The 17,137-nt window shown below is 42.7% G+C and carries 15 protein-coding genes and 1 pseudogene; 8 read left to right on the top strand and 8 right to left on the bottom strand.

Going from position 1 to position 17,137, the window contains the following annotated elements; genetic code table 11:
- Positions 1–13: 13 nt before the first annotated feature.
- The 3 genes from MAE_RS24490 to petE all read right to left on the bottom strand — a co-directional run bounded on the left by MAE_RS24490 (position 14) and on the right by petE (position 2,495).
- On the bottom strand, positions 14–1,741 hold the full coding sequence (locus tag MAE_RS24490; protein WP_012267896.1) for a succinate dehydrogenase/fumarate reductase flavoprotein subunit: 1,728 nt from the start codon (positions 1,739–1,741) through the stop codon (positions 14–16).
- Between the two features lie 11 nt (positions 1,742–1,752).
- Positions 1,753–2,052 (bottom strand): hypothetical protein, encoded by a 300-nt coding sequence (locus MAE_RS33645; protein WP_158303564.1) that lies wholly within the window; start codon positions 2,050–2,052, stop codon positions 1,753–1,755.
- A gap of 65 nt (positions 2,053–2,117) precedes the next feature.
- Positions 2,118–2,495 carry a plastocyanin gene (gene petE, locus MAE_RS24495; RefSeq protein WP_012267898.1) on the bottom strand — a complete coding sequence of 126 codons (378 nt, stop codon included), beginning with the start codon at positions 2,493–2,495 and terminating at the stop codon, positions 2,118–2,120.
- A gap of 192 nt (positions 2,496–2,687) precedes the next feature.
- On the opposite strand from petE, the gene petJ reads away from it, so the two are divergent.
- The 3 genes from petJ (at position 2,688) to MAE_RS24510 (ending at position 5,378) form a co-directional block, all read left to right on the top strand.
- Positions 2,688–3,008 (top strand): cytochrome c6 PetJ, encoded by a 321-nt coding sequence (gene petJ / locus MAE_RS24500; RefSeq protein WP_002732729.1) that lies wholly within the window; start codon positions 2,688–2,690, stop codon positions 3,006–3,008.
- Between the two features lie 116 nt (positions 3,009–3,124).
- Positions 3,125–4,804 carry a DUF3352 domain-containing protein gene (locus tag MAE_RS24505; RefSeq protein WP_012267900.1) on the top strand — a complete coding sequence of 560 codons (1,680 nt, stop codon included), beginning with the start codon at positions 3,125–3,127 and terminating at the stop codon, positions 4,802–4,804.
- Positions 4,805–5,129: 325 nt separating this feature from the next.
- Complete coding sequence (locus MAE_RS24510; RefSeq protein WP_050766324.1) at positions 5,130–5,378, top strand: hypothetical protein; 249 nt, start codon at positions 5,130–5,132, stop codon at positions 5,376–5,378.
- Here the strand turns inward: MAE_RS24510 and MAE_RS32900 are convergent.
- The gene (locus MAE_RS32900; RefSeq protein ID WP_012267901.1) at positions 5,346–5,540 is read right to left on the bottom strand and encodes a hypothetical protein; all 195 of its coding nucleotides are present in this window, start codon (positions 5,538–5,540) and stop codon (positions 5,346–5,348) included. The two genes, MAE_RS24510 and MAE_RS32900, sit on opposite strands and share 33 nt — an antisense overlap.
- A 699-nt stretch (positions 5,541–6,239) precedes the next feature.
- Positions 6,240–6,611, bottom strand: a complete 372-nt coding sequence (locus MAE_RS24520; protein WP_012267903.1) for a hypothetical protein — start codon at positions 6,609–6,611, stop codon at positions 6,240–6,242.
- Between the two features lie 844 nt (positions 6,612–7,455).
- Between MAE_RS24520 and MAE_RS24525 the strand changes: the two genes are divergently transcribed.
- Positions 7,456–8,052 carry a cupin domain-containing protein gene (locus MAE_RS24525; RefSeq protein WP_012267904.1) on the top strand — a complete coding sequence of 199 codons (597 nt, stop codon included), beginning with the start codon at positions 7,456–7,458 and terminating at the stop codon, positions 8,050–8,052.
- 124 nt (positions 8,053–8,176) lie between these two features.
- Positions 8,177–9,673 (top strand): IS5-like element ISMae6 family transposase, encoded by a 1,497-nt coding sequence (locus MAE_RS24530; protein ID WP_012267176.1) that lies wholly within the window; start codon positions 8,177–8,179, stop codon positions 9,671–9,673.
- Between the two features lie 302 nt (positions 9,674–9,975).
- Here MAE_RS24530 and MAE_RS24535 read toward each other — a convergent pair whose 3' ends face one another.
- The 3 genes from MAE_RS24535 to MAE_RS24545 form a co-directional block, all read right to left on the bottom strand.
- Positions 9,976–10,896 carry a hypothetical protein gene (locus MAE_RS24535; protein ID WP_012267905.1) on the bottom strand — a complete coding sequence of 307 codons (921 nt, stop codon included), beginning with the start codon at positions 10,894–10,896 and terminating at the stop codon, positions 9,976–9,978.
- A 76-nt stretch (positions 10,897–10,972) separates the two neighbouring features.
- On the bottom strand, positions 10,973–11,776 hold the full coding sequence (locus MAE_RS24540) for a type 1 glutamine amidotransferase (RefSeq protein ID WP_012267906.1): 804 nt from the start codon (positions 11,774–11,776) through the stop codon (positions 10,973–10,975).
- Positions 11,777–11,964: 188 nt separating this feature from the next.
- Complete coding sequence (locus tag MAE_RS24545) at positions 11,965–13,302, bottom strand: Mur ligase family protein (protein ID WP_002776995.1); 1,338 nt, start codon at positions 13,300–13,302, stop codon at positions 11,965–11,967.
- Between the two features lie 163 nt (positions 13,303–13,465).
- On the opposite strand from MAE_RS24545, the gene MAE_RS24550 reads away from it, so the two are divergent.
- The 3 genes and pseudogenes from MAE_RS24550 (at position 13,466) to MAE_RS24560 (ending at position 16,862) form a co-directional block, all read left to right on the top strand.
- Positions 13,466–14,656 (top strand): HhoA/HhoB/HtrA family serine endopeptidase, encoded by a 1,191-nt coding sequence (locus tag MAE_RS24550; protein ID WP_012267907.1) that lies wholly within the window; start codon positions 13,466–13,468, stop codon positions 14,654–14,656.
- A 192-nt stretch (positions 14,657–14,848) separates the two neighbouring features.
- Positions 14,849–15,011 (top strand): annotated as a pseudogene (locus tag MAE_RS36565) (ISAs1 family transposase); the annotation flags it as partial.
- 138 nt (positions 15,012–15,149) lie between these two features.
- Positions 15,150–16,862 (top strand): DUF262 domain-containing protein, encoded by a 1,713-nt coding sequence (locus MAE_RS24560; RefSeq protein WP_012267909.1) that lies wholly within the window; start codon positions 15,150–15,152, stop codon positions 16,860–16,862.
- Positions 16,863–17,137 lie beyond the last annotated feature (275 nt).

Raw genomic sequence — 17,137 nt, forward strand, 5'->3', positions numbered from 1 at the left:
GTCCGACCAGAGGTTAATACTTACGTTCCACGGGGGTGAAATCCTGAATCACCACGGGCATATAGTCGATATCGATGCCGGAGGGGGAATAATAGGCGAGGGTATGCTGAAGGAAATTTTGGTCATCCCGTTGGGGAAAATCTTCGCGGGAATGGGCCCCTCGGCTTTCTTGACGATTGAGGGCAGAGGTGAGGATAATTTCCCCCACCACCATGAGACTTTGTAATTCCCAGGCCTCGATTAGTTCCGTATTCCAGCAATCCCCCCTATCATCGAGGTAAATCTGCTCGTATTGGCGCTTTAATTCGCCGATTTGTTTAATTCCCTCGCGCATGGTCGCTTCGGTGCGAAAAACGCCGCAATGTTGGGTCATACAGTCTTGGAATTGCTGACGTAGTTGACCGATGCGAATCGTGCCTTTTTTGGTCAATAAAGCGGTGATTTCCTCTTTGGCATCCTGAAGGTAAATATCGGGATTAAAGACGGGAAAAGCGCGTTTTTCGACGTATTTAGCGATCGATTTGCCGGTTCTTCTCCCATAGACCACACATTCTAACAGGGAATTACTGCCCAAACGATTGGCCCCGTGGACGGAGACACAGGAACATTCCCCGGCGGAGAAAAAGCCTTCGCTGAGGGTATCGGCACTTAAGCGAACGCGACCATCGGTATTAACGGGAATGCCTCCCATACAATAGTGAACTGTAGGACGGACGGGCATCGGTTCCTCTACCGCATCGACACCGACGAGACGGTGGGCCTCCTCCCAACAAAAGGGAATGCGACTCATAATTTTTTCCCGGCCTAAATGGCGTAAATCCAGATAGACAAAGGGACCCCCGGCGCTACCGTCCAGATTTACCCCCCGGCCGGCGCGAATTTCTAGGGTAATGGCCCGGGAAGTGATGTCCCGGGGTGCCAATTCCATGCGCGAGGGGGCGTAGTCTTCCATAAAACGACGACCTTCGCTATTGATTAAATAAGCGCCTTCACCCCGGACCGCTTCCGAGATTAAAACACCGACGGGATAGAGTCCCGTGGGGTGAAATTGGACAAATTCCATGTCTTCTAGGGGAATACCCGCTTTTGCCGATAAAGCTAAACCGTCTCCCGTACAGGCGAAATCGTTGGAGGTGGTGTTATAAACGCGACCATAGCCCCCCGTCCCGAACATAATTGCTTTTGCCCGGAGGATTTCTAACTGTCCGGTGGCGATTTGGTACATTACTACCCCTTTAGCCGTACCTTCTTCGAGGATAAGACGCAAAACGTACCATTCATCGTAGATTTTTACCTGATTACGGCCTAAATTGCTGACTAATTCGTGCAGCATGGCGTGACCGGTTTTATCGGCGGCGTAACAGGCACGGTTATGGCTGTGACCGCCAAAGGCTCTTTGGGCAATGCGTCCATCTTCGAGACGGGAGAATAACACGCCTAGATGTTCCAATTCGATGATAACTTCGGGGGCTTCTTTGGTGAGAATATCCACTGCATCCTGGTCAGCCAGAAAATCGGAACCTTTGACAGTATCGTAGGCGTGGGCCTTGGGATTATCTTTGGGGTCAACGTTTTGCAGGGCGGCGGCGATACCTCCCTGGGCGGCGACGGAGTGGGAACGAATCGGGTGGGTTTTGGCAACGACAGCAACATCGATAGTCGGGTTGAGGCGTTTGATTTCTAAGGCGGCGCGGCATCCTGCTAACCCACCGCCCACTATAACGACATCGTGTTCTTTCATGGCTGATTTTTCTAGGGGCTTCTGTTTCTATGGTGGGGTGAGAATTGCTCGGAAGTCAGTTTTGTAACCGAGACTTTATATTTCACGAGACAGGAGACAGGAGATAAGAGACAGGAGACAGGAGACAGGAGGCAGGAGATAGGAGATAGGAGACAGTAGCCGGTCGTCAGGAGACTATTTTTATTGATTCTCCCCACTTCCCCACTTCCCCACTTCCCCACTTCCCCACTTCCCCACTTCCCCACTTCCCCACACCCCACACCCCACACCCCACACCCCACACCCCACACCCCACACCCCACACCCCACACCCCACACCCCAAAAAAACAACCCGCGGCAGTTAACCGCGAGTTATTTTTGCTTAAAATCGGATAATTACTGAACGGTAATCGTTCCGACCATACCGGCGCCGCGATGGGGTTCGCAGTAGTAGGTGTAAGTACCCGGTTCGCTGAAAGTGCTTTCAAAGGACTCACCGGCGGAAAAAGCCAGACCTTTATGGGATAATTTGCTGGCTTGGGCTTCGGGAACCTTGGTGCTATCGAAAACTATGTTATGGGGAGAAAGTTTGTTATTGACCCATTTCACCGTATCTCCTGCTTTAATAGTGAGGGCGGGGGGATCAAATTGTAGTGTACCTGCATCACCGCCCATCTTCACTGTGAAGGTTTCGGCGGAAGCGGCGGCAGTGTTGAAGAAGAAGCTAGAGACGACTAGCACCAGGGTAGCGACCAATAAACCTAATTTTTTCATGCTTGTTAATCCTTTACACGAGGGAAGATGACAAGTTTGACAGCCTGTCTTTTGACAAAAAAGTAAAAGTTTGCTTTTAACTGTCCCATTGATTAATTCTACACCAAGTTTGACAGCTTGTCTTTTGACAAGAAAACCGGTTTTTTCTGACCATGGTTGGGGAATTTCTTAAGAAATAGAGGAGAACCAATCGTGAAAAGACTATTAATTTCCCTGTGCTTGCTCTTGGCTGTGGTTACTTTCGGTATGGCTCGTCCCGCTTTAGCTGATGGGGCTTCGATTTTCAGTGCTAACTGCGCTTCCTGCCACATGGGCGGTAAAAACGTGGTTAATGCCGCTAAAACCCTGAAAAAAGAAGATTTAGTTAAATACGGCAAAGATTCCGTTGAAGCTATCGTTACCCAAGTTACCAAAGGTATGGGGGCGATGCCGGCTTTCGGTGGTCGTCTCAGCGCTGAAGATATCGAAGCTGTAGCTAACTATGTCCTCGCTCAAGCGGAAAAAGGCTGGTAAAAATTAGTTATCGGTGGCGAGTTATCCGTTGTCAGTCTGGTAAGAATTGTAGCGATCGAAATTCTTGGGTCAATTGCTGGCTTAAAATAGCTAATGGTTCATCTCGGGACAAGGTTGTGAAATTGCGATCGTTTTTCTATATTTTAGGTGCGACGGTAATCATTCTCCTAGGAGTCGCTACAGCCAGTTTTGCTTGGATTCTCGCCGATAGTCCTCTGTCTTTGCTCAAAGGTGGGGTGCTGCGGGAACCGATGGCGGCGATTTTTGTGCCGAAACAGGCCCCGGTTATGGTATCCTTGTTGGTCAATCCCGAACGTTTAGAGTCTTTTGGTCAATTAATCGCTACACCGGCTAATCGACGACGTTCCCACCAACAAATTAAAGATTTAGAAAAAAGTCTGCTCGGTAAAACGGGATTAAATTATCAAAAGGAAATCAAACCCTGGTTAGGGGAGGAAATTACTCTCGCTGTTACTTCCCTAGATTTCGATCGCGATACCGATAATGGTATCCAACCGGGTTATCTTTTGGCAATTCAAAGTAAAGATGGTGAACGCGCTAAGGAATTTCTGCAAGCTTCCTACTCGAAACAGGCGGTTTCGGGCAAATTTGACCTCGTTTTTGAACTCTACAAGGGAGTTAACCTCATTTATCAACGTCCCTTGACCGCAGGAGATAATAATCGTTTTCTCGCTAGTGCCGTCGTCGGTGATACGGTGCTTTTTGCCAATAATATCAAGGTTTTGCGCGAGGCACTTAATAACGTGCAAGTACCGGATTTAAACCTAAAAAATAGCCCTGATTACCGAGAAGCCCTCAAAAATATCACCGAACCGCGTATAGCTATAGTTTACGGCAATTTACCTCCGTTATCGGCTTGGATCGCTAATCAACCCGTCCCGGAGAGTCCCGAAGCAAAACAACGATTAGCCACGGCTTTTTCCCTCAAATCCGGCGGAATAGTCGCTCAAACCGCCTTAATTGGAGTCTTAGGACAGGATGACCAAGCACCAATTTTATCTAGTCCCGTGGGAGCATTATCTTTTATCGGCGAAAATAGCCTTTTAGTCGCCGCTAGTCGCGATTTAAATCGTTTTTGGACTCAGGTAGAGGAGGGGTTAGAAGCAGATAGTCCCCTACAGGAATTAATAACACAGGTCTTAAACCGCTTCCAGTCGCCTTTAGGTTTAAATTTGCCTGAAGACATTTTTAGCTGGGTTAGAGGCGAATATAGCCTCGCTCTCGTGCCTAGTTCAAAGGGGATGGAACCCGATAGTGTTTTTGTAGGGGAACGGGTGATGGGGGTAGAGGTGGACAGTGCGATCGAGCATTTGGATGAGTTGGCCCGCAGTCGCGGCTATAATGTGGTTAATCTGCCTTTACTCGATCGAACGGTGACAGCTTGGACAAAGTTAACCACGGCGGTCCCGGGGGGAAAAGCGCAACTAGAGACGATCGTGACGGGAGTGCATACTAGGGTCGATAATTATGAAATTATCGCTAGTTCTGTGGAAGCGATGGGTTTAGCTTTATCTGCACAGAAAAACCCCATCTTAAGTAGTGGTAAGTTTCGACAGGCAATTACTGCTCTACCCGCAGAAAATGATGGTTATTTTTACGTCGATTGGCGACAATTGCAACCAGTAATCGAGGCAAAATTTCCGATCGTGCGGGTGTTAGAATTGTCGATTAAGCCTTTATTTAATAATCTGCGTTCTCTTACTATTAGCAGCCAAGGTAGCGAAAATTCTGTGCGTCGGGGAACGATTTTCTTTAACTTGGGAGTGAAGTCTTAATCAGTTATCAGTTATCAGTTATCAGATAGAAGCTTGTAGGTTTGGTTGAGCGATTTAATACTTAGGAGAAATTTGACAGCTTGTAGGTTGGGTTGAGCGCTTTAATACTTAGGGGAAACCTGCTCGATTCAATGGTTTGAGCGAAACCCAACATTCTTGACGACATTGGTGTGGTTGGGTTTCCCTCAAGCGTCGCTAATATTTGACAGACAAAAGTTATTATTGCTCAAGTCAACCTACGGTTAGTATGTTAAAGTGCATAACAAGTATGGAAAAGCCAAATTATTTTGGATGAGCTTGCAAAATTCGCTTTACTGTTTAAACCATGACTACTATCACAATTGTTCCAGAATTTGCTGGAAAAACCTTGACATATAAAGCAATTTGTGGCAACCAAGAAACAAGTGGTTTGACTCCAGGTCAAGCACTGGATCTTATGGAAACAAGTTTAATTGCTGAAGGTGAAAATATGGGTGAGACATTAGTGATTTTACAGCGTTTCCGTCCTGATAATTTATTCAGCAAACAGCAACAAGAACGTTTACAAGAACTGATGGAAGAATTTCATCAATAATACATTGTTCCTTGGTTTGACCACCATTCTATTTCTGTCTCTTTCTTCTCGTTCTTCTCGTTCTTCTCTTTCTCTTTCTTCTATGTATCTTTCTTCTCGTTCTTTTCTTTCTCGGATGGCTTCTATACGCTGTTCAGCTAGTTTTTTAAACTGAGGAAACATGGTGACAAGTTTTTTAAGTTCATCTAATTCGTATTTTTTTGATGTACTATTAACAAGGTAAGAAACATTCTTATCAAATACATCTTTAAACTCAGGCAAAGTAGCAAGAAACTCTTCGCCAACCGAAAATCTGGGTACTTATCTAGTAGTATCCTAACATCGGCAACAGATAAACCTCCGTCAATCATCTGTAACCATTGCTGGCGAACAGAATTTCGTTGGACAGGATCAGTAATGTGGTCAAAACAGTTATCGTAGTATGACATATTTTTTCCTCCGAATCACTTATAATCTCATTTTAACCGTTCCGGATCCGTTATCAAGTAGCCAGTGGTATTGATTCTGTGGGAGGACTCTCCTGGGGTAGTATAAATGTAGAGGGAGAAACATTACCTCTCCAGACGCGAATCGCCGAGGGTCATCAATTCCCAGCTTGTAGTGGATTGTTTCAGCTAAAATAGGGCAATAGATTTCGGCTTAAAGTCTTAGATTATAGAATTTATAGCATTTTTCTAATACACCAAATTAGCTGAAACAATCCAGTAGGGTGCGTTAGCGTTAGCGTAACGCACCAATCCCAGTTAGAAACCCAACATTCTTGACGACATTGGTGTGGTTGGGTTTCGCTCAAGCGTCGCTAATATTTGACAGACAAGAGTTATTATTGCTCAACCCAACCTACTGCTGTTGATAACTTGTTTATAGCGGTTCTCGCATCTGTGCGGCACACTTAAACCTTTGCTGATTAAGCTGTTCAGGATCGGGAATGTACCTCTTGTGAATCAGAAACGCTATAATTTGTTGTGCTAGGGTTTGGATTTCTTGGGCAAAATTGGTGTCTTTGAGCATTTCTACCTGTAAAAAAGGAACCACTTGCTGTTCAATCATCGCCTCGGATTTGGTTTGTTCTGCTGCCGCTAAAACCTGAGCGGCGGCGGGTTCCTTTTGTAACTTTTGCTTAATTTTTTTGCACAATTCTACACCTTTATCCATTGCTCCTTCCGTTAATTTACCGATAACAGCTTCAAAGGCGATTTTAGCGATTTCGGCGGCGGCTAATTCGGCTAACATAATTATCAATCGGGGTAATTTTTCGCCATTCTAGCACAACTATTTGGGGATGAAAGCAGGAAACTCAATCACTGATGTTGTCGGGAATCACCGTTCCCTTGATCCCCCCTTAATCCTAGGGTTAATTCATAGTAAGCTTAGACGCATTTAAGTTTCCTACTCGTATCCCTATCTACAAGGCGTTCCAGGATATTAAAGTGCAATGTAAGTGCGTCTAAGCTTAGGGTTGATTCATGAATCAACCCTACCCTTGATAAGGGGGGAAATCTGATAATTTTTAACGCCTACCTACTTAGGGTTTGCTGAATAATGGTAAAACCCTTTTAAAATAAAGCTTTTGACCTGTTAAAGTCCGATGTTAGTGCAAGAAAATAGGATTGGGACGTTCAAAAACCTTGCATTATCCTTCTTGTAGTACATCGCTTGGTACAAAAAACAAGGGCAACAAAGCCTAAAACTCCTGACTCCTGACTCCTGACTCCTGACTCCTACCCCCAGGAAAAACTTTTTCAGCAGACCCTACTTATTCCGATAAATCGACTAAAAACGTTACAGATAAGGATTTGAGAGAATGAAACGATCCTAGTGTTCATTCCATGAGATTGTCGGCTATGCTTAAGAATTAAGACGATCACCTTCTTGTCGATGAGAAGCACGGCATAACTCAGCCGTTAGCTGGACTAAAAAGCCATCGCGATCGAGTTCCGCCTATTTCCCGTCCCGAAGTTATTAATGAGAGTAGATGAATTCGGAAACTTGAAGGCATAACTGCTTACATAGTATTCTTAGGTAGAAGAATAATACCAAATAATTTTTCGACGCAAAAAAATAAAATTCAGGAAAGATGACTGCTCAATCTCTGTGGAAACCCCAAAAAGTTCACGTAAACCTACTAAGCCGCGTATCTGTGCTTCCCACATCATTAACTTGGTTTCAGACAAACTTTACTGGAATTTGGTTTGGCTGTTTCGAGTCTGACCATGAAATCCAGGATCATCCAGTAACAATGCTGACTCGATTCTATCCCGGTGGTTTTTTTCCGCTGCATGGACATCCCGGTGGTGAAGAGATTTTGGTGCTTGAAGGCAATTTTGCAGATGAAACAGGGGTGCATCCACCGGGTACTTATATGCTTAACCCCGAAGGCTTTATCCATCGCCCCTATAGTGAGGAAGGATGCCTGACTTTTGTTAAATTGCGGCAACATGGTGGTAAAACTCGCCAACAAGTGAGAATCAACATTTTTAATGGCTCCTGGCAAGCAGGTATAGTGCCTGAAATTAAGGTTCAACACCTCTACGAGCAAGCAGATTTCTCAGAAAAAGTCTGGATTGAGCGTTGGCTGCCCAACACTCAGTTGGTGAATGTTGTCGAAACTGAGATTAAAGAAATCTTTGTCATTGAAGGTACCTGGAGTGATGAGTTAGGTAGGGTTTGCTGAATAAATCTAAAAACCTTACAGGAAAGGGCTTTTAGCTTGATTGAGAGCTTCCCAAATGCACTTAAATCTGCTAGAATCTCTTAAAACCCTTGCATCACCCTTGCATCTTCTCTAATTAGTGCTAATGTACCGTAAAAGCGAGTTACCCTCAACCCCACCAGAAAACTTCGAGCTGCCCTTTGAGGGGAAATTATCCCAAGATAATCGTTGGGTAATTATGGCCAACCTCATTCCCTGGTCAGAATTTGAAGCGGAATACGCATCACTTTTTTCAGAAGAAATGGGCGCACCCGCCAAAACATTTAGGACAGCACTAGGAGCATTAATTATTAAAGAAAAATTAGGAACAAGCGATAGAGAAACGGTAGAACAAATCAAGGAAAATCCTTATTTACAATACTTCTTGGGGTTTTCAGCCTACAGCAATGAACCCCAGTTTGAAGCGTCAATGTTGGTTCACTTTCGAGAAAGAATCACTCGGGAACTAATTAATAAAGTGAATCGCTTTATGGTCAAAAATTCGAGAGAAATAAAAGAAGAAGAAAACACCGAAAAAAAGTTAGAGAGCGAAACCCAAAGTCAACCAGAAAATCGAGGTAAATTAATTTTAGATGCCAGTTGTGCGCCCGCAGATATTAGTTATCCTACGGATTTAAACCTGTTAAATCAAGGAAGAAAACAAACCGAAAAAATTATTGATATTCTCTATGAAACTATAAAAGGAAAACTTGTTCAAAAACCGAGAACCTATCGTCTCCTGGCCAGAAAAAGTTATTTAGAAGTAGCAAAAAAAAGAAAACCTACCGTCAAACAAAGACGAAAAGCTCTAAAAAGACAACTGCAATATCTGAAAAGAAATCTCGACCATATTGAACAACTTTTAGCAGAAGGAGCCTCTCTACAAAGCTTGAAAAAAAGAGACTATAAACTGTTATTAGTAGTCACAGAAGTTTATCGCCAACAACTCTGGATGTACCAAAATAACAAACAGAGTATTGAAGACAGAATTGTCAGCTTAACTCAACCCCACATCCGTCCGATAGTCAGAGGAAAAGCTGGAAAACCCGTAGAATTTGGGGCCAAATTCTCAGCAAGCTGTATAGATGGTTACATATTTTTAGACCGGATTAGTTGGGATAACTTTAATGAATCGGGAGATTTAAAAGCACAAATAGAAGCTTATTATGACTATACAGGATACTATCCAGAATCAGTTCATGTGGACAAAATTTATCGAACCAGAGAAAACCGAGCTTGGTGTAAAGAAAGGGGAATCAGAATCAGTGGTCCCCCATTAGGAAGACCAGCCAAAAATGTTAGTAAAGAACAAAAGAAACAAGCTACTGATGATGAGAGGATTCGGAATTGTATAGAGGGCAAATTTGGACAAGGGAAAAGAAGATTTAGCTTAGGTAAAGTGATGGCTAAACTTCCTCATACTTCCTTTTCAGCGATTGCTATTACTTTTTTAGTCATGAATCTTTCTAACCTGTTGAGGCAGGTTTTTTGGGCTTTTTTATGTCTGAAATGGAAAAACAGCACTTTTTCTCGGTCAATGATTAGGATAAGTTATAATTTAAAAATTAATCAACAACTAAAGCTTATGCTTGTAGCTAAGTGAAATCATTGATTAAGAGACCTGTACTTTTCAATGACTTTTTCAGCAAACCCTAGGTAGTTATCCAGTAGGCAGTTGGCTAAGATACCCCCCCAATTGCCCCTACAGTCCTTCCTCAACAACAGGTTGTCTCATTTACGTTAAAACCTATCCTGTTACTGATACAACCGCCAGATTTGTGGTGGGTGATGATTTCCAACATCCTCAAACAATCTGAAGCAACCATACTATGGGATTGAGGGTAGGACGTAGAGTTAAAAAAGACAGGCAGGGAGCCTGTCTAGAAAACCAAACAAATTTATCTATCAGTTGGCCACAAATAGGGAGTTTTTTGCGTCAAATTTCCAAGCAATACCATCGGGATCTCTGATGCGACTCCAATCGGCGAATTCTGTTTCGGATTTATTTTTCTTGTTTCTACCCAAAACGGCCGGAGTAACTCCTAAACGTTTAGCCAAATCCGCCAAACTCATCGATGAGATGGTTTCAGATACAGAGGTTAGGGATTCTTCCCTAACTTCTGATTCTGACTGGAACAAAGAACTGGCAGAACTGTTTAAACTAGGATTAATTATCTCCTCCGGTTCTTGAATTACCGTTTCTTGAACAGAGATTGCTGCAGTATTTTCTTCCTCTTTTTCCTCAAATAATTTACCTAAATTAGTCAGAGATTGGGAGGAGGAAATAACAGGAACCTCCGAGACAGAATTTTCGCTTTTCTCGGCGACAATCAGGGGGGATTTAGCCTCCTGCGATGGCTCTAAATTGGTCAGGGGAGATCTCGAGGCAGTAATCGCAGGAACTTGTTTTTCCCCTATTTCTTCTAAAGAGGGGTCACTCTCATCAAAAATACTACCCAGGGTACTGGCGGTGATAAAGTAATAGGCCATACCCTTATCGCCTACAGCTTTTTTTTGCGCTCCAAATTCCTCAGCTTTTCTGTCTAAAAATTGTCTGGCTAATTTGGCCGTGAGATTGGCTTTTGCCGATAGGTCAATCGGGGTGAGACAACCTTGATTGTCCTGTAAAAGTTGATTGAAATAGGGGTTAATCACCATCGATAATTTTGACCAGCGATAGTCTTGCCACACCTTGACTGCCAGAGTTAAGAGGAAGACAAGTAGGATCAATGGCCAAGCGGTAAAAAGAAGGATGATTAGCACCGCTAGGGGGATGATGAGGACGAGAAACCCCGCCGTTTGACGATCGATAATTTTTCCAGTCATAATTTCATAAGCTGCCACAATTAAAATTCTTAATGGCTAGTTTGACTATCTCCTGCCATAAGTGTATATGACCAGTTTAGGCTTTATTGGTCACGCCGGTTAGTTCTAGTCGTTCAAACATGGCAAATCGTGCTTTCAGGGCCAGAGAATCATCAAGTTTTGTTAAAAAAATCGGTTTTTGATACTTTTGTTCTAAAGCTTTTTGGATTAACCAATCGGCTAAAAAGGGATTTTTGGGTAGTAGGGGACCGTGGGCATAGGTAGCGATCGCATTGTGGTAAAATGCTCCTTCATAACCGTCCTCTCCGTTATTTCCGTAACCAGTAATCACCTTTCCCAAGGGAGAAACGGTTTGTAAATAGGTACGACCCCCGTGATTTTCAAAGCCAATTACTAGCGGTTTTTCCCCAGTCATAGCTTTAATTTCCTCCGCTAAGGGAGAGGCAGTAATTTCAAAAACCACGTTACCGATACAGCGTTTTGCATTGGGGCCGGGATGTTTACTTACTAGGTCTAATAATCCTAATCCTTCGATTCTTTGACCGAAAGCTGGTTCGTAATAATGCCCTAATAATTGTGGGGAACCACAGGTAAAAACCCCCGGTATTCCTGCCGATAATTGTTCTTTCATCGCTGCCGCTTTTTTACCCTGTAAATCGCGCATAACGATCTCCTGTTGCCGATCCTGCGCTCCACCCCCAACAATTATATCTACTTGATAAAATGTCTCGGCTTCTGTTTGAGCATCTAGGGGAATAATTGTCACAGGAATATCACGCCATTGACATCTTCTTTGAATAGTAATAACATTACCTCGATCGCCGTAGGTACTCATTAAGGTCGGATATAACCAGCCGATTTTTAGTTCTAGTTCTTGCATAATTTTTAATCAGGAGACAGGAGACAGGAGACAGGAGACAGGAGACAGGAGACAGGAGACAGGAGACGGACTGCATCTCAAGTTTGTAGAAATATCAAAAATTATTACAAATATCTGAACAACTGCGTGTAAGCATCTCACAAAAAAAGCTAGTGTAAGCTTGCGCTTATGTCCCCCTTTTCTAATTTCTACAAAATCTTTCGTCCCGTGAGAATCTCTCGTACTTCTAACATAGCAGAATAGGTGGGTAAAATATGTAAAGTTTCCTCATTTTTGGTGTTATTAAGGGCAATTTGGATCGCTTTTTTTAGATCAGATTCAACAATTAAATTAACGGGATAAGCGAGACTATCCTGACTATATTGTAAGCGTAAAGCCATGTCATAAAGTCGATCGCCCGTTACTACTAAAGTTGTTCCCAAACGGGTTAATTTTTCCGTATCCACATCCCAAATCCAAGAAACATCCGTACCGTCGGGGATGCGATCATTGAGAACTAAGAGAGTAGTAGAAGACTTTTCTTTCTGTAAAATATCAGCCACTGCGCGAATTGTTTCATTCATACCCACGGGATTTTTAGACAGTAAAATCCTAACTTTTTTACCCTCAATTTCTAATTCTTCCGCTCGACCAAAAGCCGCTTTAAAACCCTGAACTGTCTCAAAAATTTCTCGATCTTTAATCCCCAATTCCTGGGCTACTAAACCCGCTGCTAAAGTATTATATTTATTATAAACACCGATTAAAATCTGCGGCCAATCGTGACTATGAAAAGCAGGATTACTCTTTTTAAAGCCGCAACTAGGACAACTAAAATCCCCTAAATGGGAGAGATAAACCCCGCGATAATCCAAAGAAGCACCACATTTAGGACAGTAAATAGAATCCACAGCGTGGGGAATTTCTTCCAGATATAATTCCGGCTCACTTAAGCCAAAATATACAACTCTTTGGGGCAGTTGTTGACCCAAATGGGAAAGAGTCGGATCATCAGCATTGAGAATCACTAAAGTATCGGTGGGTAGGGGAGATATGGCCCCTTGCCAACGGCGACTAATCGTATCCACTTCCCCATAGCGATCGAGTTGATCGCGAAACAAATTTAGAGCTAAAATAGCGCGAGGACGACAATCTTTTAAAACCAAAGGGAGAATATTTTCATCCACTTCTAAAATGGCATAATCAGCCTTTAAAGTGCCGAATAAATTAGCATCGGCCAATAAAGCAGTGATTAAACCATTAATTAAATTTGCCCCAGTGGTATTATGGGTGACTTTTGCCCCCTGACGCTCTAGAATAGTTCTTAGGAGTAGGGAAGTGGTAGTTTTTCCATTTGTGCCAACCACCAAGATTACCCCCCGTCGGACTTGCCCACAGAGTAGGGGTAACAAACGGGGATGGAGACGACGGGCAATTTCCCCCGGCAAGACGCTGGCAGCCCCTAAACGGAGTCCTTTAACCACAGCAGTAACGGTTTTAGCCACCGCTACGGCTATCCCTAAACGGATGCGATCAAACAATTGCATGAACTGAGATTCTCATAGCTGTTTCGTGATTTTACCCCTAAAAGAAGACCCGTAAACGGGGTAAGTTCCCATTGATTCTTTCCTACCGACAAAAAAGACAGCCTATAATATAGGTAAGTTTGGGGCCGATTCTACCGCACACGATATTTTAGGGCTAGAGCTTATGGGTTTATTGACAAGATTGGGGATTTCACTGGGATTAATCGCCCTAGGTGGTACTGTGGGTGTGCTAGGAAATCAGTATTTAAGCAGAAAAGCGCCCCTAGAGGTAAATAAACCGCCGGCAATCCTCCCCGCTTCCCTCTCTCTCCCTGTTATTCCCCAAAACGACGGCAATGTTAATTTTATCGCCCAGGCCGTGCAGAAAGTCGGGCCGGCGGTGGTGCGGATTGACTCGGCCCGGGAAGTGGCCGACCAAATTCCCGAAGAATTTAAACAGCCCTTTTTTCGGCGCTTTTTTGGTAATGAAGTGCCGATTCCCAGGGAGCATTTGGAACGGGGAACCGGTTCTGGGTTTATTGTTAGTACAGATGGACTACTTTTGACTAATGCCCATGTGGTGGAAGGGACAACCCAAGTAAAAGTGACTCTGAAAAACGGTCAAACCTATCAGGGTAAAGTCCTGGGGGTTGACAATATGACCGATGTGGCCCTGGTGAAAATCGAGGCGAAAAATTTACCGACGGTGACTTTTGGCAAGGCCGAAACTTTAACCCCCGGAGAGTGGGCGATCGCAATTGGCAATCCCCTAGGCTTAGATAATACTGTTACGGTGGGCATTATTAGCGCCTTGGGCCGGACTAGCAGCGAAGTGGGGGTTCCCGATAAACGGGTTCGTTTTATCCAAACCGATGCCGCTATTAACCCCGGCAATTCCGGCGGCCCGTTGCTGAACGCCAAGGGGGAAGTTATCGGCATTAATACGGCAATTCGGGCCGATGCCCAGGGTTTAGGGTTTGCTATTCCCATCGAAACCGCCCAAAAAGTGGCGGGACAGCTATCTAGCAAGGGTAAAGCGGAACATCCCTACATCGGTATCCACATGGTGACGCTAAACCCAGAATTACGGCAGCAATTGAACGAAACTAAAGAATTAAACTTTAATATTGACCAAAATGAAGGGGTAATCGTCCTGCGAGTGGTGGAAAATTCCCCCGCCCAAAAAGCCGGAATGCAAGCGGGTGATATCATCGAAACTGTGGCAGGAAACCCCGTTAAAACCGCTGCGGATGTGCAGCAAGGTGTAGAAACCAGTGCGATCGGTGGTAATCTGGAAATCGAGATTAACCGCAGGGGTAAACAACAAACTCTCACCGTACAACCGGGGGTTTTTCCCAGCAAGACTAGCGATTAAAGCAAATACCAGACCATCCTGGCAACTGGGGCAAAAAGTATTAAGTGTACGGTAGAAGGTGGCTAGACTTGCGAGCAAGATGTGAGTCAGCATCGTTTCAGTATATAACCATGAGCAGGATGGAAAGGTTGACAAAGCTTTGTCCTAGTGAAACGTCAAGGCAAACGGGAAGGAAAGAACTTTGAGGAGAAGGCTTATTTCATCAGTAGTGAAAGATTGTCTGCGAAAGCCTTTTTGAAGCCAATTCAGGGGCATTGGAGTATTGAAAATCAGTTAAACTGGGTGAAAGATGTCACCTTGAAGGAGGATAAACCGCCTCGGTGGGGGTCATTCTCCCGTTAACTGGGCGATTTTATTTAGTTAGTTGATTTCCTTATTTCGCCGTGGAAGGTTTCGGACGGTTCCCTAAGCTCGGCGTTTATGGGCTAATCAAATTGAGACAATTTTTGCCACTTTTACCAAAGACAAAACGATTACAGGAGCAAATCAAATCATGAAAGCATCAGAAACCAGTCTTCGTAATTTACTTGAAGGTACTAAACAATTTCAAATCCCTCTATTTCAAAGACCTTATTCTTGGGACAAGTTAAAATGGGAGACTTTATGGGAAGATCTAATGAGTCTCTATGATAAGGAGCAAGAACCTCATTTTCTTGGTTCTATTGTCACCCAGTCAATTCCTGGAACAGCCGAAGGGATATCTCCGTATGTCGTAATAGATGGACAACAACGTCTTACTACTCTTGCCATCATCATAGCGGCTTTGCGAAATTATTTACAAGAGAAAAACCATACAGAGTTGGCGGAAGAATTATATGAATACTATCTGATAAATAAGTTTAAAAAAGATGATGATTTTTATAAAATCTTGCCAACTCAAGGTGATCGTGAAGCTTACAAAAGTATCATCAAAAACCAAAATAGCAGAGAATTTGATAACAAAACAATATATAAGGCATATCAATACTTTAAGGAACGTCTTAAAAAGAAGAATTTTGCAGAGGGAGAACATAAACTCTTCAAAAATCTTCTTTTAGAGCGTTTAATTTTAGTCAATATTACTTCTGATAGCGAAGAAAATCCTTATCTTATTTTTGAAAGTCTCAATACAAAAGGACAAGAACTTACCCAAGCAGATTTAGTCCGCAACTATGTTTTTATGAAGTTACCTAGTGAACAACGAGAAGATATATACAAACAAAAGTGGCAACCTCTTGAAGCATCTTTTAAAAGACTAGCTATAGAGGAAAAAAAAGAGGAAAAATATGCTGAATTATTGACTGAATCTTTTTGGTTATATCTTCGCAAAGACGGTGAATCAATTAGTAAAAAAGAAGTTTATAAAGAAATTAAACAACGCCTAGACAAAAATGCTGAAAACAATAGTTTTAATATTAAATATCAACTAGATGAGTTGATTAACTTTGCTGAATATTATCAGTGTCTTGTTTTTCCCAAAGAAAGTGAAAATAAAGACGAACTAAAAGATAGATTTAGTCGATTAAATCGCCTAGATTTTACTACTTGTCGTATTTTTCTTCTCAATATCTATAGAGATTTTCAAGACAAGCATTTATCTATTCAGGATTTCCTTGAAATTGTTGATTGTTTAGAATCATACTTTGTTCGACGATCCTTTGTTAATAAATCTACAAAAACTTTAGGGAAAATTTTTGAAAATTTATATGAAGACATAAAAAAACAATCTAACTCTAATAATACACTGTTTAATCTAAAAAAAGTTCTGAGAGATTATCAAGGAGAAAAGTCATGGCCATCAGACGATGAATTTCGTGAAGGACTAATCAAAAAAGACATCTATAGTAAAAATGCCAAAACAAATGATAGAGTTAAGCTTATTCTGGAAACCATAGAACGCCGCATGACCAAAGAGATGGTTAATACTAAGAACCTGACAATAGAGCATATAATGCCCCAGAACTTAACAGCGCACTGGCAAGATATGCTTGGTGATAATCACGAACAAATACATAAAACTTGGCTACATACTTTAGGTAATCTGACTTTGACTGCCGACAATTCAGGCTTATCTAATAAACCATTTTCGGACAAAGTTATTTTGTTTAAAGACAGTAATGTTTCTTTGAACAAATACTTTTCTGACAAAAATGTCTGGAATAAGGAAGAAATTGAAAAGCGAGCTAATTATCTAGCTGATCTGGCTATTGAAATTTGGTCAAGATAAAATAACTAAAGATGTGCGAAACGTTTAGGCATCAAATAAGGAGCCAAATGCCTGAAATAATTGCCTAGTCAGGTCTTCAGTGATCAAACGGCAGCCAATGGAAACCTAGAATCATCCGTAGTTAACTTGACCTTGAGTCAACTACAATGATATATAGACAGCCAATGAATGTCAGGCTGTATCCTTAACAAGGGAACAGTCAAACGAGGAGCCGTATGAGGTAAAACTCTCATGTACGGTTCTGGATGGGAGGGGATGGAGGCGACTCTATTCTC

Source organism: Microcystis aeruginosa NIES-843 (genome assembly GCF_000010625.1).
Taxonomy (GTDB): Bacteria; Cyanobacteriota; Cyanobacteriia; order Cyanobacteriales; family Microcystaceae; genus Microcystis; species Microcystis aeruginosa.

Bases quoted from the DNA above. Each gene is read 5' to 3' on its own strand.
- MAE_RS24530 (WP_012267176.1), top strand. From the start codon at position 8,177: ATGTACCGTAAAAGCGAGTTACCCTCAACCCCACCAGAAAACTTCGAG.
- MAE_RS24525 (WP_012267904.1), top strand. From the start codon at position 7,456: ATGACTGCTCAATCTCTGTGGAAACCCCAAAAAGTTCACGTAAACCTA.
- MAE_RS32900 (WP_012267901.1), bottom strand. From the start codon at position 5,540: ATGTTTCCTCAGTTTAAAAAACTAGCTGAACAGCGTATAGAAGCCATC.
- MAE_RS24520 (WP_012267903.1), bottom strand. From the start codon at position 6,611: ATGTTAGCCGAATTAGCCGCCGCCGAAATCGCTAAAATCGCCTTTGAA.
- MAE_RS24545 (WP_002776995.1), bottom strand. From the start codon at position 13,302: ATGCAATTGTTTGATCGCATCCGTTTAGGGATAGCCGTAGCGGTGGCT.
- MAE_RS24540 (WP_012267906.1), bottom strand. From the start codon at position 11,776: ATGCAAGAACTAGAACTAAAAATCGGCTGGTTATATCCGACCTTAATG.
- petE (WP_012267898.1), bottom strand. From the start codon at position 2,495: ATGAAAAAATTAGGTTTATTGGTCGCTACCCTGGTGCTAGTCGTCTCT.
- MAE_RS24550 (WP_012267907.1), top strand. From the start codon at position 13,466: ATGGGTTTATTGACAAGATTGGGGATTTCACTGGGATTAATCGCCCTA.
- MAE_RS24510 (WP_050766324.1), top strand. From the start codon at position 5,130: ATGACTACTATCACAATTGTTCCAGAATTTGCTGGAAAAACCTTGACA.
- MAE_RS24560 (WP_012267909.1), top strand. From the start codon at position 15,150: ATGAAAGCATCAGAAACCAGTCTTCGTAATTTACTTGAAGGTACTAAA.
- MAE_RS24490 (WP_012267896.1), bottom strand. From the start codon at position 1,741: ATGAAAGAACACGATGTCGTTATAGTGGGCGGTGGGTTAGCAGGATGC.
- MAE_RS24535 (WP_012267905.1), bottom strand. From the start codon at position 10,896: ATGACTGGAAAAATTATCGATCGTCAAACGGCGGGGTTTCTCGTCCTC.